At 45.3% G+C, this 25,060-nt stretch carries 26 protein-coding genes and 2 pseudogenes; 10 read left to right on the top strand and 18 right to left on the bottom strand.

Annotation, left to right across the window (positions count from 1 at the left end; translation table 11 throughout):
• Window positions 1-47: 47 nt before the first annotated feature.
• Both JMF85_RS18725 and JMF85_RS18730 read right to left on the bottom strand, forming a co-directional pair.
• A complete protein-coding gene (locus tag JMF85_RS18725; protein ID WP_054797647.1) occupies window positions 48-1,073 on the bottom strand; it encodes an ABC transporter substrate-binding protein in 1,026 nt (341 codons plus the stop codon).
• A 128-nt stretch (window positions 1,074-1,201) separates the two neighbouring features.
• Window positions 1,202-2,722: a carboxypeptidase M32 gene (locus JMF85_RS18730; protein WP_269103541.1), complete on the bottom strand. Its 1,521-nt coding sequence runs from the start codon at window positions 2,720-2,722 to the stop codon at window positions 1,202-1,204.
• Window positions 2,723-2,834: 112 nt separating this feature from the next.
• On the opposite strand from JMF85_RS18730, the gene JMF85_RS18735 reads away from it, so the two are divergent.
• Complete coding sequence (locus JMF85_RS18735; RefSeq protein WP_054797646.1) at window positions 2,835-3,164, top strand: iron-sulfur cluster biosynthesis family protein; 330 nt, start codon at window positions 2,835-2,837, stop codon at window positions 3,162-3,164.
• A 1-nt stretch (window position 3,165) separates the two neighbouring features.
• On the opposite strand, the gene JMF85_RS18740 is transcribed toward JMF85_RS18735, so the two are convergent.
• Both JMF85_RS18740 and JMF85_RS18745 read right to left on the bottom strand, forming a co-directional pair.
• Complete coding sequence (locus JMF85_RS18740) at window positions 3,166-3,720, bottom strand: beta-class carbonic anhydrase (RefSeq protein ID WP_054797645.1); 555 nt, start codon at window positions 3,718-3,720, stop codon at window positions 3,166-3,168.
• Between the two features lie 114 nt (window positions 3,721-3,834).
• Entirely contained in the window at window positions 3,835-4,374 is a 540-nt protein-coding gene (locus JMF85_RS18745; RefSeq protein WP_201318718.1) for a DUF309 domain-containing protein, read from the bottom strand.
• 142 nt (window positions 4,375-4,516) lie between these two features.
• Between JMF85_RS18745 and JMF85_RS18750 the strand changes: the two genes are divergently transcribed.
• From JMF85_RS18750 to JMF85_RS18760, 3 genes are all read left to right on the top strand, one after another.
• Window positions 4,517-4,969 carry a hypothetical protein gene (locus tag JMF85_RS18750; RefSeq protein ID WP_054797643.1) on the top strand — a complete coding sequence of 151 codons (453 nt, stop codon included), beginning with the start codon at window positions 4,517-4,519 and terminating at the stop codon, window positions 4,967-4,969.
• 24 nt (window positions 4,970-4,993) lie between these two features.
• The gene (locus JMF85_RS18755) at window positions 4,994-5,269 is read left to right on the top strand and encodes a YxcD family protein (protein WP_054800019.1); all 276 of its coding nucleotides are present in this window, start codon (window positions 4,994-4,996) and stop codon (window positions 5,267-5,269) included.
• Window positions 5,270-5,412: 143 nt separating this feature from the next.
• Window positions 5,413-7,347 (top strand): glycosyl hydrolase family 18 protein, encoded by a 1,935-nt coding sequence (locus JMF85_RS18760; protein WP_201318719.1) that lies wholly within the window; start codon window positions 5,413-5,415, stop codon window positions 7,345-7,347.
• A 191-nt stretch (window positions 7,348-7,538) separates the two neighbouring features.
• On the opposite strand, the gene JMF85_RS18765 is transcribed toward JMF85_RS18760, so the two are convergent.
• Window positions 7,539-7,709 carry a hypothetical protein gene (locus JMF85_RS18765; protein WP_155615746.1) on the bottom strand — a complete coding sequence of 57 codons (171 nt, stop codon included), beginning with the start codon at window positions 7,707-7,709 and terminating at the stop codon, window positions 7,539-7,541.
• 422 nt (window positions 7,710-8,131) lie between these two features.
• On the opposite strand from JMF85_RS18765, the gene JMF85_RS18770 reads away from it, so the two are divergent.
• From JMF85_RS18770 to JMF85_RS18790, 5 genes are all read left to right on the top strand, one after another.
• The gene (locus tag JMF85_RS18770; RefSeq protein WP_155615745.1) at window positions 8,132-8,698 is read left to right on the top strand and encodes a recombinase family protein; all 567 of its coding nucleotides are present in this window, start codon (window positions 8,132-8,134) and stop codon (window positions 8,696-8,698) included.
• Between the two features lie 506 nt (window positions 8,699-9,204).
• Window positions 9,205-9,753, top strand: coding sequence for a recombinase family protein (locus tag JMF85_RS18775; protein WP_196426998.1), 549 nt, complete (start codon window positions 9,205-9,207; stop codon window positions 9,751-9,753).
• A gap of 78 nt (window positions 9,754-9,831) precedes the next feature.
• Window positions 9,832-10,527 (top strand): recombinase zinc beta ribbon domain-containing protein, encoded by a 696-nt coding sequence (locus JMF85_RS18780; protein WP_155615743.1) that lies wholly within the window; start codon window positions 9,832-9,834, stop codon window positions 10,525-10,527.
• A 30-nt stretch (window positions 10,528-10,557) separates the two neighbouring features.
• On the top strand, window positions 10,558-10,722 hold the full coding sequence (locus JMF85_RS18785) for a hypothetical protein (protein ID WP_155615742.1): 165 nt from the start codon (window positions 10,558-10,560) through the stop codon (window positions 10,720-10,722).
• Between the two features lie 84 nt (window positions 10,723-10,806).
• Complete coding sequence (locus JMF85_RS18790; RefSeq protein ID WP_196426997.1) at window positions 10,807-11,250, top strand: ferritin-like domain-containing protein; 444 nt, start codon at window positions 10,807-10,809, stop codon at window positions 11,248-11,250.
• Between the two features lie 123 nt (window positions 11,251-11,373).
• Here JMF85_RS18790 and JMF85_RS28670 read toward each other — a convergent pair whose 3' ends face one another.
• The gene (locus JMF85_RS28670; protein ID WP_373423937.1) at window positions 11,374-11,574 is read right to left on the bottom strand and encodes a DUF255 domain-containing protein; all 201 of its coding nucleotides are present in this window, start codon (window positions 11,572-11,574) and stop codon (window positions 11,374-11,376) included.
• A 125-nt stretch (window positions 11,575-11,699) separates the two neighbouring features.
• Between JMF85_RS28670 and JMF85_RS18800 the strand changes: the two genes are divergently transcribed.
• Window positions 11,700-12,482: an ExeA family protein gene (locus JMF85_RS18800; protein WP_236595915.1), complete on the top strand. Its 783-nt coding sequence runs from the start codon at window positions 11,700-11,702 to the stop codon at window positions 12,480-12,482.
• Between the two features lie 199 nt (window positions 12,483-12,681).
• Here the strand turns inward: JMF85_RS18800 and JMF85_RS18805 are convergent, their stop codons facing one another.
• The 12 genes and pseudogenes from JMF85_RS18805 to JMF85_RS18870 all read right to left on the bottom strand — a co-directional run bounded on the left by JMF85_RS18805 (window position 12,682) and on the right by JMF85_RS18870 (window position 24,985).
• Entirely contained in the window at window positions 12,682-13,188 is a 507-nt protein-coding gene (locus JMF85_RS18805) for a hypothetical protein (protein ID WP_201318720.1), read from the bottom strand.
• Window positions 13,189-13,871: 683 nt separating this feature from the next.
• Window positions 13,872-14,591 (bottom strand): YebC/PmpR family DNA-binding transcriptional regulator, encoded by a 720-nt coding sequence (locus JMF85_RS18810; protein WP_201318721.1) that lies wholly within the window; start codon window positions 14,589-14,591, stop codon window positions 13,872-13,874.
• A 273-nt stretch (window positions 14,592-14,864) separates the two neighbouring features.
• A pseudogene (locus JMF85_RS28675) lies at window positions 14,865-15,583 on the bottom strand (tripartite tricarboxylate transporter permease).
• 257 nt (window positions 15,584-15,840) lie between these two features.
• Window positions 15,841-15,903, bottom strand: a pseudogene (locus JMF85_RS28435) (hypothetical protein); the annotation flags it as partial.
• Window positions 15,904-15,999: 96 nt separating this feature from the next.
• On the bottom strand, window positions 16,000-16,842 hold the full coding sequence (locus JMF85_RS18835; RefSeq protein WP_201318725.1) for an aldo/keto reductase: 843 nt from the start codon (window positions 16,840-16,842) through the stop codon (window positions 16,000-16,002).
• A gap of 24 nt (window positions 16,843-16,866) precedes the next feature.
• The gene (locus JMF85_RS28440; RefSeq protein ID WP_269103545.1) at window positions 16,867-17,034 is read right to left on the bottom strand and encodes a DUF255 domain-containing protein; all 168 of its coding nucleotides are present in this window, start codon (window positions 17,032-17,034) and stop codon (window positions 16,867-16,869) included.
• A 52-nt stretch (window positions 17,035-17,086) separates the two neighbouring features.
• Window positions 17,087-18,475, bottom strand: a complete 1,389-nt coding sequence (locus JMF85_RS18845; protein ID WP_201318726.1) for an aldehyde dehydrogenase — start codon at window positions 18,473-18,475, stop codon at window positions 17,087-17,089.
• A 19-nt stretch (window positions 18,476-18,494) separates the two neighbouring features.
• The gene (locus JMF85_RS18850) at window positions 18,495-19,850 is read right to left on the bottom strand and encodes an LLM class flavin-dependent oxidoreductase (protein WP_155615340.1); all 1,356 of its coding nucleotides are present in this window, start codon (window positions 19,848-19,850) and stop codon (window positions 18,495-18,497) included.
• A 31-nt stretch (window positions 19,851-19,881) separates the two neighbouring features.
• Window positions 19,882-21,141, bottom strand: a complete 1,260-nt coding sequence (locus JMF85_RS18855) for an MFS transporter (RefSeq protein WP_201318727.1) — start codon at window positions 21,139-21,141, stop codon at window positions 19,882-19,884.
• 725 nt (window positions 21,142-21,866) lie between these two features.
• Window positions 21,867-23,765 (bottom strand): XylR N-terminal domain-containing protein, encoded by a 1,899-nt coding sequence (locus JMF85_RS18860; RefSeq protein ID WP_201318728.1) that lies wholly within the window; start codon window positions 23,763-23,765, stop codon window positions 21,867-21,869.
• A gap of 129 nt (window positions 23,766-23,894) precedes the next feature.
• A complete protein-coding gene (locus tag JMF85_RS18865; RefSeq protein ID WP_054799906.1) occupies window positions 23,895-24,089 on the bottom strand; it encodes a 2-hydroxymuconate tautomerase in 195 nt (64 codons plus the stop codon).
• A gap of 77 nt (window positions 24,090-24,166) precedes the next feature.
• On the bottom strand, window positions 24,167-24,985 hold the full coding sequence (locus JMF85_RS18870; RefSeq protein ID WP_201318729.1) for an alpha/beta fold hydrolase: 819 nt from the start codon (window positions 24,983-24,985) through the stop codon (window positions 24,167-24,169).
• Window positions 24,986-25,060: the final 75 nt, after the last annotated feature.

Below are 25,060 nucleotides of genomic sequence, written 5' to 3' on the forward strand. Positions count from 1 at the left end.
AAGAAAAGGCGAAAGCTGCCGTCCGCACACTTTCGCCGCCCCTTTGGTTACTTCACGGATTGCTTCGCTTTCTCGGCGAACGTATTATCGACTAACTGCCCGTGATCCGCCCGCTGCTTCAGTTCGCCTGCCGCTTCCATCACATCCTGCAGGTTGTTCCATTCCGCCTGGTCGACGATGCCGTCCGTTGCGAATGAACCTTGATCCTTATACCGTTTCACAACATCGCGGACAACCGCTTTGTCCGTATCCGGGAAGAAGGAAATAATCGCGTCGGCAATTTCGTCCGGGGTTGCCTGCTGCACCCAATTTTGCGCCTGCTGCACCGCATTCGCGAATTTCTGCACCGTAGCCGATTGCTTCGTCAAGTAGCTTTTCTTCGTCATGAATACGGTGTACGGCAGCTTGCCGCTTTCCACCCCGAAGGAGGCGATCACGTAGCCTTTGCCCTCCTTCTCGAACACGGTAGCTTGCGGCTCGAATAATTGTACGTAATCGCCGGTACCGGAAGCGAAAGCGGCAGGAATGTTAGCAAAGTCGACGTTCTGAATCAGCGTCAAATCCGCATGCGGGTTAATGCCGTGCTTCTTCAGCGTAAACTCTCCCGCCATCTGCGGCATGCCGCCCTTGCGCTGGCCGAGGAACGTTACACCCTTCAGCTTGCTCCAATCAAACGCGCCTTCCAGCGGTTTGCGGGCGACGAGGAACGTGCCGTCCGTCTGGGTCAGCTGCGCGAAGTTAATGACCGGATCGGCGCTGCCCTGCTGATGGACATAGATCGAAGTCTCCGAGCCTACCAGGGCAACATCGATACCGTTCGAGAGCAGCGCGGTCATCGTTTTGTCGCCTCCCGCGGTCGTCGTCAGATCGATCTCCAGCCCCTGCTCCTTGAAAAATCCTTTATTCACCGCCACATATTGCGGTGCATAAAAGATGGAACGCGTCACCTCGCCCACCCGCACCTTAACCGGCCCCTCTTGCGTCTTTGGACCGCACCCGGTCAGCAGCGCCGTACCGGCGAGTACGAGCGTCAACGCCAAAGCCGCGGCCTTCATTCCGGATTTTAATTTCATAAGCAAGTCCCTCCCCTTCTGCTTTCGTATAATTGCAGCATATGCTTCCGCCTAGAGAAGGGTGCAGCGGCCCAACGCAAAAAAAGGAAGCTTCTCCCATTCGGTGAGAAGCTTCCGGTTTATGAACGCTATAGCTTATATATATCGCTGTACTTCGCACGCAAGTATTCCACTAAATAGGAAGGATTTAACTCCTCGCCGGTTACTTGCATGATGATTTCGGATGGCGTCAAGCTTTTGCCGTATTGATAAATTTTATCGGACAGCCACTCCTTGATCGGCAGCAGACGGCCTTCGGCTACAAGCGCGTCCGTTCCGCCAAGCTCGCGATCCAGCGTACGGGCGATTTGCGCCGCATACATGTTGCCCAGCGCGTACGACGGGAAGTAGCCGAATGCCCCGCCGGACCAGTGCACGTCCTGAAGCACGCCTTCACCGTTATGCGACGGAACGACGCCGAGATAGTCCCGGTACTTTTCGTTCCACACCTCCGGCAAATCGGACACGCGCACCGAACCGTCAAACAACGCCTTCTCGATCTCATACCGCACCATGATGTGCAAGTTATACGTCAGCTCGTCAGCCTCGATCCGAATCAAGGACGGCTTCACCTCGTTCGTGGCGCGGTAGAACGCCTCCGCCTCGACCCTATCGAATTGACCCGGATAGTGCTGCTGCAAATCGCTGTAATACCGGCTCCAGAAAGCGCGGCTGCGGCCGATCGTATTCTCCCAGAAGCGCGACTGCGATTCGTGGATGCCCATGGAAGTACCGGTGCAAAGCGGCGTGCCTACCAGCTCCAGCGAGATGTTCTGCTCATACAACGCATGACCTCCCTCGTGGATGGTGCCGAACAGCGCGCTGTTCACATCGTCCGGCAAGTAACGCGTCGTAATACGGACGTCCCCCGGGTTCAAGCCGGTGGCGAACGGATGAACCGTTTCGTCGAGCCTTCCGGCCGCGAAATCATAGCCCATCTGTTCCAGAATGAACAAGCTGAATTTCTTTTGCTTCTCCTTATCGAACTGCTGCTTCAGGAAGCTCGTATCCGGTCGGTGCGGGGAAGCCTGAATGGCGGACAGCAGCGGCACGACCTGCTCGCGCAGCGCGCCGAACACTTGATCGAGCTTCGCCACGGTCATGCCCGGCTCGTACATGTCGAGCAGCGTGTTGTACTTATGCCCCTCATACCCCCACAGGTCGATAAATTCGTGATTCATCGCTACGATTTTCTCCAGATACGGCTGGAACGAAGCAAAATCGGCCTTATCCTTTGCTTCTTCCCAAGCGGCTTCCGCTTGCGAGGTCAGGACGACGTACTCTTGATATCGTTGCGGCGGTATTTTTTTGCTGCGGTCGAATTCTTTTTTGCATTCGCTTACGATTTTACGATCGGTCCGGCTTAATTGCCCGTGGTTGTCTTCCTGCAAGAAATAGTCGAGGAACGCGCCCATCTCGTCGGAAACCGACATCCGGAACAACTCGCCCGATAACTCTCCCACGACTTCGGAACGCTGAGCGATGCCTTTCTTAGGCGCACCGGTCCGCATATCCCAATAAATGAGGCCGATGGCTTCTTCATAGCTTTTCATTTTTTTCAAATACGATTTGAATAACGCCCACTTGGCATCCCTTTGCTCGTTTCCCACAGGTTTTCCCCTTCCTTATCATGGATTCTATACTCGATCATACTTTTTCTTGAAAAGAGAAGCAAATTCCGGCAAAATAAAGATCACTGCACATCATGAGGAGGCATTATCGATGCACATTACATTTTCCGAACAAGCCGCAGAGGCCGCGATGCAGAAGCTGGGAACGGATCGGCCCGGCCTAATGAAGCTCGCTTATGATAATGAAGGATGCGGTTGTGCCGTCAGTGGCGTGCCGACATTGTGGATTATAGAGAAACCGGAGCCGGGCGACTTTGAAGTGGACGGGCAGCCGTTCCCCTTATGGATGGACCGCAAGCACGAGGTGTTCTTCGAGGAACGCATGACGGTGGATTATACAAGCAAAGACCGCTGCTTCGTGTTGAAAAGCAGCGGCCAAATCTACAATGCATTTATGAAAATCATCGATAAGCGCGCCTGACTCAGCCTTCTTCGATGACGTCGAGCTTTCCGGTTGTCGGGTCGATCACGAGACCGTGAATCGGAATGTCCGGGACGAGCGGGTGATTGCGGATCATTTTCACGCTGCTGCGCACGCTCTCCCTCACGTCGTCGAACCCCCGCAGCCAGCGCTCCAGGTTCATCCCGGAGTACTCGATCGTTTGAATCGTCTCCTCTTTAATACCGTGATTGAGAAATTTTTGTTTGATTTTCTCCGGATTTACATTGCTCATCCCGCAATCGTAATGACCGATGACGAACACTTCTTCGGCTCCCAACTCATAGATGGCGACGATGATGCTGCGCATAATGCCGCCGAACGGCGAGGTGACGATGCCTCCCGCGGCCTTAATGATCTTAACGTCCCCGTTCTTGATGTTCATGCTGGCAGGCAGCAGCTCGAGCAATCGGGTGTCCATACAAGAGAGAATGACGAACTTCTTGTCCGGAAACTTCGACGTGATATAAGGCTCATACTTGCGCTGCTCGACAAAGCTTTGGTTATACTCCAAAATTTGCTTTAATGAATTGTTCATGAACTCTCCTCCTTCTCCACAAGCCAGCTCTTCGATGTGTCTATGGTTATCTATCACTATCCCCTTAAGATTTTACCTTATAATGACATCAATCGACAAGTTCAAATGACACTTTCACAAATCCGGGCTTCCGCCGGAGCGCCGTGAAGCTTTAATTTGACGTTGTTTCTCCCGTTCCTCCACAACGCCGCTTCGATCCCGCATCGTATGTTTATGGAGCAGGAACGTGTCGCCGGCCTCGCTAGACGTCCCCCATCTGTCCGGGTCGGAACAGCTTTGCTTACAGCGTTCTAACAACTGCGTATCCGTTATGGGCAAATTGATATCCGAAAAAGGCGTCCCCCGTTCCAACTCCTGCAGTCTGCCCGCCAGCATCGACTTGAGCGCCGTCCCGTCCAGTCCGAGCGTTTGCACGCTCGTTCGAGCCAGCCGTTCCAACGCCGCGTTGAACATTTTGACGGCGCCGCGCAGATTGCCCCGCCGCTGATGATAGGAAGCGACGGCAATCTGAATAAGCGCCACATACGCCTCGGCCTGCGGATCGTCGGGATGCTCCTTCCAGAACTCCTCCAATACTTCGTGGCATTCGAAATAATCCCGCTCCACATGAAAATGATTCAAATACCGCACATAGGCATCCGCATAATCGTTCATGTTCCTACTGTTCCCCTTTGCTCGACTCGTTATTTTATTTATTTTAACAATTTAAATATAATTGTGAAACCATGAGCCCAGTTGAAACGTATGAATCCCTTGTACGCAAAAACTATACTTGTATGTGGAGGATGTTCTCACCATGTGGAAAAAGCTATCTTTACTCGTTCTGGCAGCTACGATCGCCTTCTCGTTCAGCGCGCCGCAGCACGCCGATGCCAAAGGCTACAAATCGTCGAAGAAAAGCTTCACCCCTAGCAACAATTCAACGAATTCTACAAACCAAACACCGAACAGCGGGGTCAACAATAACGCCCCTGCCGCTACCAAATCGCCGGCAGCGTCTACGACGACTCCGGCTCAGAAACCCGGCTTTTTCAGCGGCGGCTTGATGAAGGGCTTGTTGATCGGCGGTCTGGCCGGCATGTTGTTCGGAGGCTTGTTCGGAGGCTTGGGCGCCCTGGGCAACATTCTCGGCCTGCTGGTGAACGTACTTGCACTGGTCGCTCTGTTCATGGTCATTCGCAAAGTATACGTATACTTCCGCGATCGTAAGAAGATCAACCAAAACCCGCAAAACCCGCGCGGTTATTAATCCGGAATTAAGGAGTAAGGCCGCATGAAATTAATGGAACAGGACATTATTAACGCGATTTGCTTGAACATCGCCGAACGCAAGCAGCTTCAGCCGACGCAGGTCGAGGTTGAGCTGATGTGGGACGAAGACCTCGGCTTCTCCGCCGAAGTCTTTGCCGAAGGGCGCAGCCAAATCCTGATTGCGGCGAACATGCTGGAGGCCATCGAGCGCTACATGTTTACCCAGCATGGCATGCGGGTGTTCCGTGAACAAATCCGGCTTGAGCTGGAAGAGGAAATCGTGGCGTACGTCGCCTAACCTTATCGCCTATAACGAGCATTACCTGAAAGCTTACCGCGAGGTAAGCTTTTTCTTCATTTATTTTCCTTGCAACTTTCAGGCCTCTTTCCGCGTTTAATAGAGTGGTAGTTTTGTAGACTCGAGCAGAAAGAGGCTGATGCATGTTGAAGCGTAAGACCCTGCTGTCGCTTGCCGCCATAACCTTGTTCTTATCCGTCGCCGGCAACGCCGCGGCAGCCGATAAGACGTCGAAATACCGCGTATATCAAGACACGAAACTCATATTGGAAACTAGCGATTACAAGACAGCGGAAAATTACGCGCGTTGGTTCGCTGATTCCCATGTCGAAGAAATCGGCACACGCAACTGGCTCTGGGACAATTATCCCCGGTACAAAGTGTATCAGCACGGCTACAGCACCCCCAATTGGGAATTTGCGACCTTGGACGAAGCCGTCCGCGAAGCGTCCAAGTGGGGCAGCGCAAGCGTGCGCGACCTGCAGTCGGGCGGCTGGGTGTGGAACAATTATCCCCGTTACCGGCTGTATCAAGGCGATAACACGTTGGACGGCTGGACGTTCGTTACGCTTAACGACGCGATTGCCGAAGCAACGAAATGGGCGAACGCACACATTGTCGACCTCAGCACGCATCGTTGGGTGTGGGACAATGTGGCTGCCGCCAAGAAGACAGAGCTTCGCCAAACCGGCGCCAAGACGTATCAGGTGTACCAGGGAAAATACACGACGGATAGCTGGAAGTTCGCTTATTTGGAAGATGCGATCGCCGAATCGCTGCGCTGGAGCAATTCGACGATCGTGAATACGTCCACCGGTAAGGTCGTGTTCTCGAACGTCAAATCGTTCAAGGTCTACCAGAACAACAATTACCTGGACGCATTCTTAAGCGTGGACGATGCGATTGCTTATGCCAAGTGGTATGACCATACCCGGATCGTCAATGAAGAAGCGCCGAAATTGGCGGGAAGCAACCAAACCGTCTGGTCTAATTATCCGTATTATCAAGTTTTCCAAAACAACAACTTGATTGCCGACTTCAATACCATACCAGCGGCGTTGAATTACGCCAAAGGCTACAGCAATGCCTCCATTCGTTTATATGACGGAGGGACCGCCATTTGGGACAACTTGCGCAAGCTTCAATACTGGGGATGGAACGGCACATCCAGCGACGGCACTATCCGCAGCCATGTCAATACGACATCCGGACTTGACGTCGTCTCTCCGACCTATTTTAATCTCGAGGATAGCGCGGGCAATGTGACGGACACGTCCAACAAAGATACGGTTGCCTGGTTGAAGAAACAAGGCTACGCCGTTCACCCGCTCGTTCACAACCAATTCGATCCGAAGCTGACGACGGCCTTCCTCGCCTCCAAGGAAGCGCGGGGCAAGTTTATCGGCACGCTCGTCAATAAAGCGGCCCAGCTCGGCGTCGACGGCTTGAATATCGACTTCGAAAGCCTATCTGGCAGCGACCGCGCCAATTTCACCGCGTTCATGGAAGAGCTCACCGCCGCCGCCCACGCCCGGAACTTGCTCATCTCCGTCGATCTGCCACGCGGCAGCGCGAAGTGGAATGCGCAAACCGCCTACGATCACGAGAAGCTGGGAGGCATCGTCGACTACATCATCACGATGACCTACGACCAATACTGGAAAGGCAGTACTGAGCCGGGCTCCGTAGCCGGATTGCCTTGGGTCGAGGAAGGCATCAAAGAATTTTTGTCGTACGGCATTCCTCGCGACAAGCTGATCATGGGCGTGCCATTCTACGTTCGCGAATGGAAAGTCGACAGCGCGGGCAATCTGGAGAGCAACCGCGCCCTGTTGATGAAGGACCTTGAACCGCTCATTCAAGAGAAAAAGGCTACGAAAACGTGGGACGCCCGCTTCCAGCAGTACAAAGTCGAATATATGCAGGACGGGTACAAGAACGTCTTCTGGCTTGAGAACGAAGCGACCATCAAGGCGCGCATCGACCTCGCCAAGAAGTACGAGCTGGCCGGTGTAGCGGCCTGGCGTCTCGGCTATGACAACGCCAATGTATGGCAAACGATGATTCAGCAAAAGTAGATAAAAGGCCTGAAGCGTGACAAAGGACCGTTCGGACAAATTGCCGAACGGTCCTTCCGTTTATCCGGTTAGCTCTGACGGATCGTCTCGTCCCTCTTGCCCTTTTACTGATAATCGTGCAAGTTTCCGTTAGTTCAATGCTGTATATAGCCTCCGCCTACTCATCATCGGTTTCAGCTTTGAGATTCAGGTTATCCAGCATGCGGATCTTCGCCAATCGATTCCAGGGATACGTGCAGCAGCTCGCGCAATTCCTCTACGTCCGTCGTCGGCGACTGGCAGGCAAAGTTCTCACACACGTAGGCGGTCGTTCGCCCGCCGATGGCGGTTTTGTCCTGCACCAGCGGAAGCAGGCGCCGCATCTCCATCCCGGAAGCGGGCTAACAGCCGCCCGTCCTCCCGGCGAAGCCGCGTCCAAGATAATGAAGTTGGCATTCCCTTCGATGTCGTTCTATGCTCACCGAAACATCGAAAAGATGCCGAAGCTTGCCGCGACCTTGATCAACTCCGACGATGGGCAAGGCAAAAAGATATTTGGTTGACGGTGTTCCCCATCGAACAATCAATCAGCGATTTATGGGAAAAAGATCGTGAATTTGTGAAACAAATCGAAGCAAGCGATGAAGATGAATGATCGGGCAACCAAGCGAACGGTTGCCTTTTCTTTTTAGTACCCGTATATTCATAACTTTTTAAGTATTGATTATGTTTTTGGGGTCTGATAGCATCAAGTTATAAGACGTAATCAAAACTCATAATCAAAAGTGTGAAGGAGAAATCGCACATGAAATACGGATATGCACGAGTCAGCACATTGGGACAGGACTTAAAAGTCCAAATCGAAGCGTTGAAAGCGGAGGGTTGCGAAGAAGTTACCGAAGAAAAGTTTACCGGAACGACGACAAGCAGACCGCGATTTGAAGAACTTGTTTCGAAGTTGAAAACCGGAGATACATTGGTCGTTACGAAGCTTGATCGGTTGGCGCGGAACGTTAAGGAAGGAATTGAAATCATTGAATCGTTATTTAAGAAGGGCGTAAAGGTTCACGTGTTGAATGTCGGTCTGCTGGAAAATACGACGATGGGACGGTTCTTCCTTCAGACAATGCTTGCCGTAGCGGAAATGGAACGGAATTTAATCGTCGAACGGACGCAAGAAGGAAAAGCGATAGCAAAACAATCGCCCGACTTCCGCGAAGGTCGACCGAAGAAGTTCAATCGGAAGCAGATCGAACACGCATTGTCGTTATTGGAACATAATTCGTATACGCAAGTTGAAGCCATGACGGGAATATCGAAGGCAACATTGACACGTGCAAAGGCGAAAGCGAAATTATCTAAAAGCGAATAAAGGGTTTGATTAGGACACGTCATCAGCCGTTCGCTGCTGACGTTTTTTCATTGATCAAATAGGAAAGGTCGCTTCAAGCCTTCGACCCGCTAAATCGAAAGCTATGAAGCACAAATCAGATACCAAGCACGAAACGTCATGGCATTCGCTATGGCGGTTTTCTTGTTTATGGAGGGTTAAACATGAAATTATTCGGAACCATCAAAGGTATCCAATTGATAAGTGAAAGCAAGGAAGAACACACAACCACCGCGACATTCCGAAGCGGTAACATGACAATAAGAGCACAAGCAAACCGCCCAGTGAGGCAGCAATCAAACGGGCGGGCGTGTTATTGAATAAGATCGCTGAATCAAACTTGAAGAAGGCATGATGGCAAAGGACGACGGGCATATTCGCTCGTTGTCTTTTTAGCTTATTTGAATATATCAATCGCAGATTGATATACTATATTTTTCCATTTACTATCTAAGATACAATACATGTCATTGAAAAGGATGAGTGTCATGGAGCAAAAATACGAAGTCAAAGACGTTGCCATATACCTTCGAAAAAGCCGCGGCGAAGTACCCGACGATAAGGACGATTTGAACAAACACGAACGCGAATTGATTGAATTGGCAACCTCTTATGGTTGGCGATATTCGATCTACAAAGAAATCGGTTCATCAGCTTCAATCGAATACCGCCCCGAAATGGTTCGCTTGTTACAAGACGTTGAAGCCGATCTTTTCGATGCCGTTCTTGTCATGGATTATGATCGTTTAAGTCGCGGTGATCTTGAAGCTCAAGGCAAGATTCGACGCATCTTGAAGAATTCGGTTACGAAGGTCATTACTCCAACAAAGGTTTATGATTTCAACAACGAAGAAGCCGAATTGATAAATGACATCGAAGGCGTGTTTTCTCGTCGCGAGTACCGCATGATCAGGAGGCGTTTGAATCGTGGCAAGAAGCGCGGAGCAAAGAACGGCAACTGGACAAATGGCAAACCGCCCTTCCCTTACGTTTATAATCCGCTTACGAAAACGCTTATGTTGACCTTGATAAGTTGATTATTTATGAACTAATCAAGAAACGTCACTTCGAAGGAAATCCATGTTACCGCATCGCATGGGAATTGAATCGAATGGGTGTTGAGACCAGGAAAACCGCGCAGGCTTGACAAGCCTATTTCATGGTCAGAAAACGCGGTTCATCGAATCTTGACATCGGAAATTCACTTGGGTTATGTGATTTATGGCAAAACTTCGGGGAGCGGTCACAAGAACAAACGTACCGCACCTTTGATGGAAAAGCCCGAAGAAGAATGGATCAAGGTTCGCGGCAATCATGCCGTTCTTAAAACCGAAGAAGAACACACTGAAATATTGTCCGCGCTTTCCCGACGTAAACTTGTACCGACAAAAGCACGAAAAATGGCTTATCCCCTATCCGGTCTTGTACGTTGTGGGAAATGCGGCTACAATATGGCTTTCACCTTCAAGACATCGAATCAAAAAGTTTCGTTGAAAACGTGCCAACATGCAGATCACGTTGGGAACCGATGCAGGAATAGTGGTGTTAGTGCCGAGGTAATTTATAACGCGCTGAATCACTTCTTGACCGAATACGAAGATCGGTTACGGGGTGAAGAATTGACAAGCGAAGATGAACACGATTTGAAGAATCTCATCGCTTCGAAAGAAAATAAAATTGAACAGCTAAAAAGCGGATTCGATAGAATCACCGATCTTTACATCATGGGCACATTGAACAAGGAGCAAGTCAAGGTAAAGACGGATGAATTGTCAGCACAAATTCAACGCAAGCAAAACGAACTGAAATAATTGGTCGCGACGTTAGGACATAAGGAAGGATTGACAACCGAAGAACGCTTACAACGCATTGAAGAATTCAAGAAGGCTTGGAATGCGGAGAACGCCGAACCCGAACAATTAAACGGATTAGCGCAAAGCATCATCGAACGAATCACATATACACGCGAAGAGTCTAATATCGATATTGATGTCAAATTCATTTAATTTCTAACCGGACAACGTTCGTCGTAGTCCCTCGCATCATAGTATGAATGGGCGAATGTGCAATTGAAAGGAGACAATTAGAAGATGTATTATAATAATCAAATTCTCTTCCACTCTTCAGCCGATATGAATCTAATCGCGGATATTGCCAAAGCAATCAATGGAGAATATAGCGCAATTTTTTGTTATGAACAGTTGGCGAAACTTGCTCCTAATCAAGAAGCAAGAAATCAAATTCTTGAAATTCGAAACGATGAAATCAAGCATTACCAAGCCTTCTCACAAATCTTTGTGTCCTTAACTGGAAGGCAGCCTACACCACAAATCATCGAACAATGTGAAACAGAGTACACAGCAGGTCTTAGAGCATCTTTTAAGGATGAACAAATGACAACGGACTTTTATCTTGATATTGCTGAAAAAACCAATGACCCATACATTAAAGAAACTTTCCGGCGTGCGTCGGCAGACGAACAAAACCACGCTGTTTGGTTTTTGTATTACTTAACGGCAAATCAAATGAGATAATATACTTTTTTCCAACCGAGAGACAATGATACGCATTGTCTCTTTTTTTATATAAACCTTGTTTTGACGCGCTCTAAAGTCAATTGTTCCTTGATCGACACGACATCAATGGCAAGTGGAATTTTATTTCATTAAATAAGAATACCCCATAGATAAGAAGACAGGTTTGTTTTCCTGTTTCGCTTTTTCAAAAGCTTCTTCAGACCAAGGGTACCACTCAACCGAATTGCGCTTACGGTCGAGTACGAAGGTCATACGCCGTGGCGCGTTCGGGAACTTGTCATCGGGGAACGTGCAGGCAAGCGCCCTCCGCTGCCGGAGCATTTGAGCCCCGTTCCAGCAGATACATCAAGACTGCTCACGGTGGCGGAAGAACGAAGTCGAGATCGCAAGGCTGAGCAGATACCCGCCGTGGCCTACCGCCGGGTGAGCAAGGAGGACGGTCATGTTTGAGTCATTCTACGGTCTTGGACGTTCCCCGTTTTCGCGAGACATACCGACGAGCGAGCTCTTTTGAGGAGACGCTCGGCCGTCTCGAGTATGCTGCCCACCGGCAGTGGTTCGCCGTAGTGACCGGTGACTGCGGCACGGGCAAAACGACGACGATTCGCCGGTTCACCGAAGTGCTCGATCCAGCCAAGTACAAGGTGCTCTACTTGTCAGATTCGAAGCTGACCCCGCGGCATTTCTACAAGGGGCTGCTCGAACAGCTCGGCTGCGAATCAAAATTCTACCGTGGCGATGCCAAACGCCAGTTGCATCGTGAGATCGAGCTTATGCGCGGTATTCACCGGCTCTTGCCTGTTGTCGTTGTCGACGAGGCCCATCTGCTCGATCGCGAGATCCTGGAGGAAGTACGCTTTCTGCTCAATTTCAAGATGGATGCGCAGAGTCCCATGGCGCTGATCCTGGTAGGTCAGAGTGTGCTCTGGGATCGCCTGAACCTACAGGCTTATGCGGCTATCCGGCAGCGGATCGACCTGCAATGTAAATTGCCGTATTACGACAGGTCTCAGACCGGCGATTATATTCGCCGTCACATGACGTACGCCGGCGCTGATCACGACATCTTCACCGAAGGAGCGATTGATGACATCTTCCGTTTCTCGAGCGGAGCCGCCAGACTGATCAACAAAGTATTTACACACGTTCTCATCCATGGATCACAAAACAAACATCGCATCATCGACGATCATATGGTCAAGCGAGTCATCCAGGGAGAATTATCGTAATTCTCCCATTCCCCTAGTCTCGTGCGGACAACTTGTCCGTCACCAGCAGGACAACTTACGCCGTCAACTGGCGGACATTATGCGTTGGCAGTAACACCCAATTAACAATGGTACGTTATCATCTAAGCCTGTACTTGTTCTTCGTTTTGATTTATCAACCACTCTTCGTCCATTTCTGTGCACAATGTCATGTCTATTTTTAATTGCTAAAAATAATTTTTGTTAAATCCTTTGGGAAAGTAACCGCTAAAGTATCATTATACATACCTTTAACCTTATCAATATTATGGTAAATGACATCCATCATAGATTTTGTTACCTTTACACTTAAACTTTCATAATTAATATATATATCTGTCATTTTTAACGTCTCTTTTTTATAGTCATGAAATGTTTCAACAAAATTTCTTATGTACACATCGTTGCTTAATACCGTTTGAATAAATGTATCAGAGAGGTAAGACTCTAATATAGTTATTGTGTTTGCATAGAGCATATTAATTAAATATTCCTTATTGAATACTTGACTATTATCTAAATCATTTATTATTTCAATTATCTTTCTCCTATTTTCATGAAAGTTCGAGTATGCTCCTTTACTATTCAGAATCGCCTCGATAGATGAATAGTTTTCATCATTAGACACAACTAAAATTGTCTTTTTTAGTCTTTGTTCAATCAGTTCTCTTCTATTCAGAGCAAACAATTTAATAGTGTTTTCTCCTTTTATAGTAATGGGAATAAAGTATCCAGTTTCATTAAGTTACACACAATCCTCTCTATCAGTTTCTTATTAAACCTCAATCGAGCCTATGGAATTATTTCCATAGGCTCGATTACTGATTTCGGATATGCAATTTCGACCGGAGCACAAAGAAGCATCATGTTTTGGCATGCCTTTGTTGGTGACGTTGGACTCGTCTAGAGCATTCGTAGTAGCGTTTACAGCAAGTGCGCTTGACTTTCCTTTACGCGACTTGTGATCATCGTCGTCACCATGGGTATCTTCATCTTCGCATGCATCGACTTGTGGTGCAGTTAATGCATATTCTGTGATTTCCAAGGTTAGCTGTTCATCAGCAAGCCAAGCAACTCAATGAAGTACTGCAAGTAGAGGTTCTCAACGAAATGCTGCACACGTTTCTCGATCCGTGAACCCACAACGCTGCTAAATGATTAAAGAACCGAGTGTAACGCGGATCGACTCTGCTTTTTGACCGCGATCCAAGGCCCTAAAGGATTGGGCATATTTCTCTTCCGCGGCAAGCCCTAAGTAAAATGCAACCAAATCAGGCTATGAATCGACATGACTTAAATACAGGATCCAAATCGTTCAGGTTTATGTCGTGAGACAAAACCTTTCAGATATTCGATGTTTCGGTAATTCGGTTAATCCTCCGCATCCACATTGTGGTAAACTCGCTGTACGTCTTCCAAATCCTCTAACGCATCAATCAACTTTTCGAATTGTGCCTGCGCGTCTTCCGCAAGAGTTACATAATTTTGCGCGAGCATCGTAATCTCAGCAACCGTGAAATCCGTTATTCCGGCATTTTTGAATACTTCTTGCACGGCATGGAACTGATCAGGTTCAGCATAAACAATGGTGGCTTCATCTTCTTCAAAAATGTCACGTACGTCTACATCTGCTTCCATTAATAGCTCAAATACTTCATCTGATGTTTTACCCACTAGACCTATGACTGCCGTTGAATCAAACATATATGATACGGACCCGCTTACACCCATGCTTCCGCCATTTTTATTAAAACAGGAGCGTACGTCCGAAGCAGTACGATTCACGTTATTTGTCAGTGCGTCTACGATGACCATAGACCCATTGGGGCCAAAACCTTCATAACGAAGCTCTACATAGTTATCTTCTGAGCTTCCTTTTGCTTTTTCAATCGCCCGGTCAATGATTGATTTCGGTACATTGTACGTTTTTGCCCGTTCGAGTACGAATTTTAGGGCGCCATTAGATTCCGGATTTGGTTCACCTTTCTTAGCAGCAACATAAATTTCAATTCCAAACTTTGCATAAATACGACTCGTGCTTGCGTCTTTTGAGGCTTTTTTTTCCTTAATATTGTTCCACTTACGTCCCATACTTATCCCGCTTTCTTATTGTACTTGAAATTTGGTTAGAGCCATGTTCTTCTGCAGTCTTCAATTTTCTTTACTTTGTTCATTATAAATCTTTAAGCATCACTTGAACAAGTTCCTATCAAGAATTATCAGAATCTCAAAGTACACAAAAGAACTTCTCCTGACTTGGAGAAGTTTTTAAGTGACCAAACCAGATATTGAGTACCGCCTTCGTATAACTGAATGACAGATTTGTCAACCTATCGTTCAGCTGCATTATTTGATTGGACTCTCTTACGAAGAAACATTCGAATCAATTTTGACAATATACATCGTGACAATTGATGTCATGACTAGAAGGGAGCACGCGATGGGCTGGTTGATAAAAATGGTAAGGCTACCATGGGATAGCAGCAAGGACTGCCGCAACGCGTCTTCCAACATGGGGCCGATGACCACGGCAAGAATAAGGGGGGCCGTTGAGAAACCTAATTTTTCCAAAAAGTATCCAACCACTCCTGCGATCATCATAATCCACAAATCGGTAACGGAATTATTAACAGCATAAGCTCCTACGATACACAGTACTAGAATTATGGGCATCAACAGGTTTTAGGCGTTCGCAGAATATTGATAAATAGGCCTACCAAAGGAAGATTCAGAACCAAAAGCATGATATTCCCAATATACATGCTAGCAATTAATCCCCAGAAAATGTCCGGATGGTTCGTAACTAACAGCGGCCCAGGGGTAACCCCATGAATCATCATGGCCGACAATAATATGGCTGCTGTTCAAGAAAATGGTTTTCCAAGTGATAGAAGGGGAACCAAATTCCCTACACCGGCGGAATTATTGGCCGACTCCTGACCGGCAACGCTCTCGGGAGCCCCTTTGCCAAATTCCTCCGGATTTTTGCTCAGTTTCCGCTCCCAAGCGTAAGAAAGAAACGTAGAAATCAGTCCGGAAGGCCCAGGAATCAAGGTGACTTCATTCCCCCTTACGGGTTCCACTAATCTTCTTAAATGCTATTTTATTTTCGTTTAAAGTGCTTCCAATAATTCTCTCTAGAATGACCTTAGGCGAAAGGCACCTCATCAAATGTCTAAAGCCTAACAATGAAAAGTCGTGCCAATTGGTCATAACCCTGTCAAGTAGACACGAATAAAAAGACACTTATTCGCTGCGACCGTTTCCCGAAATTCCACCGGGGAACGGTCGTTAGTTTCTTCTCGATCCCCAATAGGAACGGCGGCGGCATCCTCATCGGTCATATACCGCAAGATGCAAAAACTTGGTCGCCTTTCTCAAATTGTTGTACATCATTGCCTACTGCTTCAACTAGCCCTGCTAGCTCATACCCTCCTACAAAAAGAAAAACCCATGTCTAGTTAGACATGAGTTTTGGATTTTCGGGATAATTTCCGGTTTAAAATTCTTCATATGTGGCAGGATCTTGATTATTAATCCTTCCATCAGAGCGAGTTAATCCTGAAATAATGCTCATTTCTGTTTCATCTAGGGAAAAGTCGAAAATAGATATATTTTCAAGCTGCCGTTCGGGAGATGAAGATTTAGGAATTCCAATGGCTCCAAGTTGATAATGCCAACGTAAAATTACTTGTGAAATTGACTTGTTATGACGCTCGGCAATCTTTTGAATAGTGTCATTTTGTAAGAGTACACTTGCTCGGGCTAGTGGACTCCATGATTCTGTCTTAATGTTGTTCTCTTCATGCCATTTTCTTTGTTGTGCTTGATTGAAAAATGGATGTAATTCTATTTGGTTTACGCTTGGCTTAACGCCCGTTTCTTTTTCTAAACGCTCAATATGTTCAGGCAAGAAATTACTGACACCAATAGAGCGAATAAGACCCCATTTTTTAGCGTCAATTAATGCTTGCCATGCTTCCAAATATTTATCCTGTTTAGGGTTAGGCCAATGAATAAGATATAAATCAAAATAATCCAGATTTGCACGGTATAAAGATTCTTGAATGGTAGTAACAGCTTTATCATACGCTTGGTAGCGACCCGGTAATTTAGATGTAATTCTTAATTCTTCTCTTGGAACGCCAGTGCGTTTAACGGCCTCGCCTACTGTTCCTTCATTTTCATAATTATAAGCAGTATCAATTAGTCGATAGCCTATATCAATTGCACCTACTATAGCATTGACACCTTCATTACCCTTAAGTGTATATGTACCCAAACCTATAACCGGTAAAGTAACTTCATCATTAAGTGTGACCTGTGGAATAGAATTACCCATAACTAATCACTCCTTCCAGTAATACTAGAAAATAGGTTTATTATCGCGCTTTGCAATTTCAAAAGCCTCATCCGACCAAGGGAACCCATCTGCCGGATTGTAAGCATGTTGCAGCAAATACGGTAACGTTGTCTTGGGGCAGCTCCTACTTTTTTCTTGGAATTTCTTGTATTTCACATTCAAATATAGCATACCTCAATAGAATGAAAAAAACTATACCGTGTCCGACGCCGCTGGACATCCTTTATTTAATAATCTTTCTCACAATCTTTACCTTTTCTTTATAGGGCGGATATGATAAGTCACTCGCTAGCTTGGTCGAGCGTTTTAAAATGGATTTCGGATGTGTGAAGCTTTCATAACTAGCCTTTCCGTGATACACATTCATTCCTGAAGAACCAACTCCACCGAAGGGTAAATAAACATTACCAACGTGAGACATGGTGTCGTTAATACTACCTCCACCAAAAGGAAGCTCTTGAAGGAAGAATTGGACGGCTTGCTCATTTTCAGAGAATAAATAAGCTGCTAATGGTTTGGTTAACTGTCGAATTTCATGAATGGCCTGTGTTATGTCTGTATATTTCATAATCGGTAAGATAGGTCCAAAAATCTCCGATTCCATCACTTTGCTTTCCCAAGTGACACCTTCTAAAAAAGTAGGAGCCATGTATAATTCCGAGATATCTTTTTGACCTCCAAATGTAATAAGATGTGCATCTGCTTCTAATACTTGTTCAATCCTTTGAAAATGACGTTCATTAATAATCCGACCGAAATCAGGGCTCTTTTGTGGGTTTTCTCCATAATATTGTTCAATTGTTTTTTTCAGCTTTTCAATGAATCTTTCATAAATGGACGCATGGACGAACAAGTAATCAGGTGCTACACAGGACTGCCCGGCATTGGTGAATTTTCCCCAAATAATTCGTTTCGCTGCGATACCTAAATTTGCTGTTTCGTCAACGATCACAGGGCTTTTACCACCTAACTCCAATGAAATCGGGGTTAAACGCTCGGCCGCCGCGCGCATCACAATTTTGCCAACCTCAATACTGCCTGTGAAAAAGATGTAGTCAAATGGTGCATGAATTAATTGTTGAACGAGTTCTTTTTCACCTTCGACTATTCGTATATACTTTTCTTCAAAGATCTCTTCTACAATTTTTTTAATAATAGCAGTTGTGTGAATCGATAATTCCGATGGTTTAATAATTGCCGTATTTCCGCCAATGATGGCCCCTAATAAAGGTTCAATCACAAGTTGGAAAGGATAATTAAAGGGTCCGATAATTAATACGACCCCGTATGGATCTCGTACAATAAAACTTTTTCCCGGTTGGAACTGCAGGGGTGTCTTTACCTGGACAGGTCTGACCCATTTATCTATATGCTTAATCATATGACTTATACTATTTAAAACCAAACCAACTTCTGTTGCATACGCTTCAAATTCACTTTTTCGCAAATCCTTATATAAGGCGTCAATGATTTCCTTCTCATTTGTTTGAATAGCAGTTTTTAATTTTATTAGCTGTTCTTTGCGAAATTCAATATCCTTTGTAGCGCCGCTATAGAAATATTTTTTTTGTTCTAATATCATTTGTTCAACAGATTGTACGTTCAAAACCATATATTTCCCCCTTGATCATTTATTGAAAACTAGGCGCTACTTGTTGATTTTTATGTTTTTTTGTATTAGGGTTTTCCGGAATTTTTAGTCCTAAATGACTGCGCAGCGTATCTCCCTCATACTCTTCTCTAAATAGACCTCGTCTTTGTAGCTCTGGTATGACATAATCGACAATAAGATTTAAGTCTTCCGGGAAGGTTGGCGGGATAATATTGAATCCGTCTGCCCCCCCTTTAACAAACCACTCTTCTAACTGATCTGCAATTTGTTCAGGTGTTCCTATTACTTCAAAATGTCCACGCGCTGAAGAAATGCGTTCATATATATCACGCAGCGTTTTTAATCCCTCATGTTTGGCAATATCGCAAATAATTTTATAACGAACTCGTGGATTTGTAGGATCCGCATATGTATCATAATCTGGGAATGGATCATCTGGATTAAATCCTCTAAAGTCGATTTGTGTAAATTCGGATAAAAACAGAAGCCCAGCACCTGGCATAATCAATTTATTTAGCTCTTCACGCTTTTGACGTGCCTCTTCTTCAGACTTTGCAGCCGTAATATATACCCCCGGCATAATCTTTACGTCATCACGGTCACGATTATATTTAGCTAGACGACCTTTCAGATCTTCATAAAATGCTTGTGCATGCTGCAAGGATTGGCAAGCTGTAAATATAACTTCAGCTGTTCTGGCAGCGAGTTCTTTACCTGCCTCTGATGATCCAGCTTGAATGATTACCGGATGTCCTTGCGGTGGTGCCGGTGCATCTAATAATCCACTTACTTTAAACCATTTACCTTCATGTTTGACGGGATGAACTTTGGATACTTCAATGAATTGACCGGTTTCTTTATTTGCAACAACCGCATCCCCTTCAATGGAGAACCAAAATTTCTTCACTACATCTAGAAATTCTTCTGCGCGTTCATAACGATCAGCATGTGACAAATGTTCTTCTTTTCCATAGACAGTCGCTTCTAAATCGTTGGCAGATGTAACGACATTCCAACCTGCTCGTCCTTTTGATATATGATCCAGAGAACCAAATTTCCTTGCGATATGAAACGGCTCATTGTAAGTCGTTGATGCTGTAACGGTAAGCCCGATTTTTTTCGTAGCACTTGAGACAGCTGCCAAAATCATTAATGGATCTAGTTTTAATTCGGAATACGAATTTTCATGAATGGGACGAGCTACCGAATCGGCAATAAATAACATATCAAATTTACCACGCTCTGCTATTTGTGCAATTTCAATAAAATAATCGATATCATAATTACGATGTGACTGTGATGACGGATGTCTCCAACTTGCTAAATGTTGCCCAGGTAACTGAATGAATAATCCTAAACTCATTTTTTTACTCATTTTTGCTTGCTCCTTTTATCTCTTTATATAGTCAGCTATTTTCCGTTATTCCCTTATTTTCGAGAGGCTTATTTATGGTTTTCTTACCCGTATCCTGTAAGAAAACCAGGATAAGAATAAGGGAAATGATCGGTAAGCTTACAGCTAGGGCAGCGGCATTCCCTAAGCCGAGCGATAGGGCGATTGTTGTAACAACAGTAGGGACTAAGATTTGCCCTAAGCGGCCAACGATGTTATTTGCCCAGGCCATAGCACTCGCACGAATTTCAGTGGGAAAGAGCTCATTGGTCAGCGTTGATCCGACAATGAGGAAAGAGTTCACGAAACCAGCTGAGATAATGCTACAGATGAGCACAGCGTAAAAATTATGAAGGGTGAACATTAAAACACTACATATACATCCAACGATGATAATGATCGTCGCGGCACGCTTGCGTCCGATACGATCCATCAGCTTGCCATTCAAAGCAATGACAAGCATTGCCGTAATGGTTTGAGTCAATAAGCCGATGCTCACCATGTTTGGGGTCCAGTTCAATTCGTTTACAACCCTTAAGGTAAAGAAATTTAAAGTACCTTTGATTCCGAAATAGAGAAATACCCATACGATGGACATGACCACCGTGTATTTGATATAAGGGCTTTTCCAAGGTCCGAAAAAGTCTCCTTTCGGGAGCTTTTTACCGAGTTTCTTCTCCTCTTGCAATTGCAGGAAAGCCTCTGTTTCAGGCAGTCTCTTTCTAAGCAGGAATACAGGAATCATCGGAAATGCTCCAACAATGTAAAGTACTCGCCAACTTAGCCCAAGCTTCGTTATGATGGGAAGCAGGATTCCAATCAACAAAGCACCAAAAACCGCTGTAAGCTGGAATCGTCCAACAGCACTTCCTCGATGTTCTGTTGAAAACTCCTCACAGAGAATGACATACCCGACAGACCAGCAACCGATTAAGAAAATACGTGCAACAAACTGCAGGAAAATAAAAACCTCAATATTAGGTGCGAAAGCTGTGACTAGACTACAAATTGAATACATATAAACACTTGATAAAAAAACCTGGCGACGTCCGATCGTGTCTGCCATTCGAGATACGAAGAATGCAACCATCGTTCCAACGGCAATGATGGAAAGGGCATACCCGGACATCTGTGTCGTTATTCCAAAATCTTTCATTATATACGGCAGAGCTATATTAATTACCGCATCATCGAAGCCTTCAAAAAAAGCTCCCAATATGAGAATGGGCCACATCCTTTTTTGACGTGAGTTCATCCTAAACTTTGTGCCCACATTAACTTCCTCCCAGTAAAAAGCTTTGAACGACCCATTAACAATTTCAAATAAGAATATACTGATTTAAAAAATAATAAAAAGAGGTCTCATTCCCCCTTTAAGAAAATGAGACCTCCATTTGTATGTTCGATCCACATTAACTTCGAGAGAATGAGACCTCCAGTTGAATGGTCGGTCCGCATTAGGAAGCCTTATTATTTATTTGTAAAGAATCATAACATAATTAATTTTAATGATGCAATACTTTTTTCATTCTTTTCCGATTTTATTACTATGATTATTCACATTCCTGATTACGAGTACAATTATAATGAGCACGCGAAGAAAGGAGGTGACATCCTACCTGCAATGTTTGGTATCTTGCTTATCATAGCAAAATGAACGAACTTTTTCACTTTCAGCTTCTCGCCTTTTGAGTGTCAAGCTAGCGTGGGCAGTCATTTAAAGCCCTAGGAACGCCGCGCATCTTCTTACCAATTCCCGACTATCCTTAGTCATAAACGTTAGACGTATAATTTTCTTCTGTTGAATAGCGTTTAGAACCCAAAATTCAGTTATTATACGAAAAATGTCATATCGTATGTTTTGGGTAAAATGTTGGCGGGACCCCAGACTGTTCGAATAACCGGCTATGCTTCCTGATTCCTCAACATCATAGAAAATAGGCCGCCGCGGCAGCCCTCTCATTTCTATTCATTTTTCAACTAACAATCCCATGTATATTAAATTGCGATTTCGCCTATCACAAGTAACGCCTGGAGTATGAGATACAGTTGATAATTGAAGGCCGGATTACGCAATTCTTGTTCAAGAAGAGTCTCGATCTTATGAATACGATAGCGGAGTCCACTCATAGATAGACAAAGCTCATTTGCTGTTTGTTCGAGATTTCCGCCGTTTGACAAAAATATGTAGAGTGTTTTAATCAATTCCGGATTTTTATTACAATCAGTCGAATAGAGTGGTCCTAGCAGCTGCCGCGCAGCTTTTTTGATAGCGCTCTCATTTTTATTGTTAATCAACAGCCCTACTATACCGAGAGATTCGAATAAAACCACTTTTTTTGTGCTGGGCATACTCATTCGCAAGGCGACAATAGCTTCATCATAATAGTCTATGGAGCGATCGATTTGTTCCCCTTTCGAACTGACGCCGATCTGAAAGGTGTATTTTCTGAATATATGGGCTAAGTGCTCGATAACACCGTTACATAAGGCTGAAATATCCAAATTAGCTAATGATTCCGTTTGAACAAGCAACACAATGTTATTCCCACGTTGACACATTAATACATTCCACATCTTATTTTTAAAGTATTGCAAGGTCGTTTCTATTATTTCTTCATATATTAGCATTTCATTCTCAAAATACCCATGCTGATTTTGATACTTGAGGATAACGATGTAAAACGGCTGCTCCAGATCAAAATTAATATAACTGCCGTGATTAAGAATATCTTGCTTTGAAGAAAACTGCCCTTGTAAAATTCGCTCCAAGAAATGTCCTTTCATCCGTTCCGCCGATTCTAAGCTTGTCTTTTCATTTAACAGATAAAGCGAACAAACGGAGGCAATCCGCTCTAAAGTAACGAGGTCGAATTCCGGATATTCTTTCACTTTTTGAGATATAAATGAACAATAACCCGATATTTTTCCCCGAATGAAAATCGGCGTGATTAAACGAGAATGGCAGGATGCATTGATCGATGTCGAATGCAAAAAAGAACCGTTAGGCGTCACATTCGGATCATGAACGGGTTTCTTGTTTTTTTGGATATAGTCTTTAAAATCTTCATTTGCCTCTTTAAAAAATTGTGGCGTTAAACCTGAATAGGCGAAAGCGCGAAAATTGACATCTTCAATGATCAAGGGAATGCCCGTTGTTTCATAAACGATATGGGCGATCGATTGCAGATCATTCCCGTTGATAATTTCTTCCGTTAATTTTTTATGAATGTTAGATATTCGGGATAGATTGTTGCGCTCTTCCAATAGTTTTTCATAGGTTATTTCCAATTCTTTAACAATGGGTGTGTCTTCATAATAGCGTAGGAAGTCATACACTTCCCCGTCCCATAGGTCAAGGGATTTTCCCACCCATCTACATTCCTTATGCCCCATTCCTTCACAAGTTAATTCCTTTACAATCACAATGTGGTTGCAAATAGCAGACAAATACCCACTAGCGTAGCCGACTAACGTGTAACAACCCGGGGAGCCCAACCGCGACACGCAGTCTTCAGCTTCATACGAGTTATACCAGATACCTTCCATGTGAATGGATTTCACAGTTTTATCCGGGAGATATTCAACTTTCAACATTGTTGTGTTAACGCCGGTAAATCCCTTAATCATGTGAATGTCCGGTCCCATGATAATGGATTCTTCAACCGAGGATAAATTCATAGCGAGAACATTTTTCGCATCTTTCACCCCCAGATCCCTGCCATAACGGATCAGGAAGCCCTTCATTCTGTCCATTCCAATATTTTCAATCAAGTCCTTTCGAAACGTTCCGAAAGCGGATGATGATAATAAAATGATTCTCTCGTTGTTCATGTGAATAGTTCCGTTATGGTCTGATACAATATGATGATCGAATAAAAGCTTGTTATTTGTCATCTATCTTCACACCTTTTTTGGTATTAATACCCACACTATGACGTTTCTCCCGTAAATGAAATGAGGCCCATCCCAGGGGCGTGGTCATGCATTCCCCAGCAGAGTCCACTCCACAGCCATCACTCCCGGTTATTTGGATTGAAGCTTTTTCACAGACTCTCCGGCAATTCCCCAATGTTCCGGGGGCATTTCGTTAATCATGACCCGGACAGTCTCAATTGGTGCGTCCAAAACGTTAGCTACAGTATGGGAGACTTCGTGAATCAGCTTCTCTTTTTTTTCGGGGGTACGTCCCGCTATCATATTGATTTGAATAAATGGCATGCTAACCGCCCCTTTATTATTTGATAAAGACGGCCGAGGCAGAGCCAAGTCCGTCAAGACTGCGATAAGTCTGTCATTCACCGGCTTAAGAACTGAATGACCTGCTCACAGAACGGTTCGGTCTTTTCAATCTGCGTCCAGTGTCCACACTTTGAAAACACATGCAGTTCTGCATTGGGCATCAACAACTCCATTTTCAAGCTGGTTTGCTCAAAAGGGATTACCCGGTCTTCTCTGCCGTGAATCAACAAAGTAGGTTTGGTAATACTTTTTAACGCTTCTTCGTTTAAGGCAAGCGCATCAACATGCCGCTGGCGAGGTGCGGGAAACATGGAAGCAAACGCTTCTTGAAAACCTTCTTGGATGCTCGCTTGATAACGCAGTTGGACAAGGTTATCGTTTTTAACCATCGTTTGGTCGTAGGAAAAAGTACTCATCAGACGTTTCATGTTTTCGAAACTAGGTGAATACCCCCAGACCAAATCCAATTCCTCTGTAATCGGAAAAGACAATCCGACGCTGCCCATCAGAATCAGTTTGTTTACCAAGTCCGGCCTTCTATAGGCAATATGGAGTGCCAATGCGCCACCCATCGAATTCCCAATCATAGATAGATTATGGAGCTTATTCGTTTCGATAAACGAAATCATATGGTCTACCCATACATCAACGGAGTAATGGATTCCCTCAGGTCGTTTGGTATATCCAAAACCTACAACATCAGGCGCGTATAATCGAAAATGCTTGGATAGAGCGGGAAACACCAAACGCCAATTGGCCCAAGCAGACACTCCCGGTCCTGATCCGTGAATTAACAGAAGCGGGTCTCCCTGCCCATCCTCATGAAAATGCGTCATGATGCCCCCGGTTTCCATGTATTTTCCGTGTTCACTCATGCGATCACCTCCTGATATTTCTTTGATGAGTGGAGAATAAACAGAAGATGAGACTGCTTAATCTCCACTCCTGCT

It is taken from the genome of Paenibacillus sp. EPM92 (assembly GCF_016586185.1).
Taxonomy (GTDB): domain Bacteria; phylum Bacillota; class Bacilli; order Paenibacillales; family NBRC-103111; genus Paenibacillus_G; species Paenibacillus_G validus.

Excerpts from the sequence above, each read along its gene's own strand:
- JMF85_RS18865 (WP_054799906.1), bottom strand. The coding sequence starts at position 24,089 with ATGCCATTTATTCAAATCAATATGATAGCGGGACGTACCCCCGAAAAA.
- JMF85_RS18790 (WP_196426997.1), top strand. The coding sequence starts at position 10,807 with ATGTATTATAATAATCAAATTCTCTTCCACTCTTCAGCCGATATGAAT.
- JMF85_RS18770 (WP_155615745.1), top strand. The coding sequence starts at position 8,132 with ATGAAATACGGATATGCACGAGTCAGCACATTGGGACAGGACTTAAAA.
- JMF85_RS28670 (WP_373423937.1), bottom strand. The coding sequence starts at position 11,574 with ATGCTCCGGCAGCGGAGGGCGCTTGCCTGCACGTTCCCCGATGACAAG.
- JMF85_RS18870 (WP_201318729.1), bottom strand. The coding sequence starts at position 24,985 with ATGAGTGAACACGGAAAATACATGGAAACCGGGGGCATCATGACGCAT.
- JMF85_RS28440 (WP_269103545.1), bottom strand. The coding sequence starts at position 17,034 with ATGCTATATTTGAATGTGAAATACAAGAAATTCCAAGAAAAAAGTAGG.
- JMF85_RS18745 (WP_201318718.1), bottom strand. The coding sequence starts at position 4,374 with ATGAACGATTATGCGGATGCCTATGTGCGGTATTTGAATCATTTTCAT.
- JMF85_RS18850 (WP_155615340.1), bottom strand. The coding sequence starts at position 19,850 with ATGAGTAAAAAAATGAGTTTAGGATTATTCATTCAGTTACCTGGGCAA.
- JMF85_RS18740 (WP_054797645.1), bottom strand. The coding sequence starts at position 3,720 with ATGAACAATTCATTAAAGCAAATTTTGGAGTATAACCAAAGCTTTGTC.
- JMF85_RS18810 (WP_201318721.1), bottom strand. The coding sequence starts at position 14,591 with ATGGGACGTAAGTGGAACAATATTAAGGAAAAAAAAGCCTCAAAAGAC.
- JMF85_RS18845 (WP_201318726.1), bottom strand. The coding sequence starts at position 18,475 with ATGGTTTTGAACGTACAATCTGTTGAACAAATGATATTAGAACAAAAA.
- JMF85_RS18760 (WP_201318719.1), top strand. The coding sequence starts at position 5,413 with ATGTTGAAGCGTAAGACCCTGCTGTCGCTTGCCGCCATAACCTTGTTC.
- JMF85_RS18735 (WP_054797646.1), top strand. The coding sequence starts at position 2,835 with ATGCACATTACATTTTCCGAACAAGCCGCAGAGGCCGCGATGCAGAAG.
- JMF85_RS18775 (WP_196426998.1), top strand. The coding sequence starts at position 9,205 with ATGGAGCAAAAATACGAAGTCAAAGACGTTGCCATATACCTTCGAAAA.
- JMF85_RS18750 (WP_054797643.1), top strand. The coding sequence starts at position 4,517 with ATGTGGAAAAAGCTATCTTTACTCGTTCTGGCAGCTACGATCGCCTTC.
- JMF85_RS18835 (WP_201318725.1), bottom strand. The coding sequence starts at position 16,842 with ATGGGTAATTCTATTCCACAGGTCACACTTAATGATGAAGTTACTTTA.
- JMF85_RS18765 (WP_155615746.1), bottom strand. The coding sequence starts at position 7,709 with ATGCGGCGCCTGCTTCCGCTGGTGCAGGACAAAACCGCCATCGGCGGG.
- JMF85_RS18860 (WP_201318728.1), bottom strand. The coding sequence starts at position 23,765 with ATGACAAATAACAAGCTTTTATTCGATCATCATATTGTATCAGACCAT.
- JMF85_RS18725 (WP_054797647.1), bottom strand. The coding sequence starts at position 1,073 with ATGAAATTAAAATCCGGAATGAAGGCCGCGGCTTTGGCGTTGACGCTC.
- JMF85_RS18755 (WP_054800019.1), top strand. The coding sequence starts at position 4,994 with ATGAAATTAATGGAACAGGACATTATTAACGCGATTTGCTTGAACATC.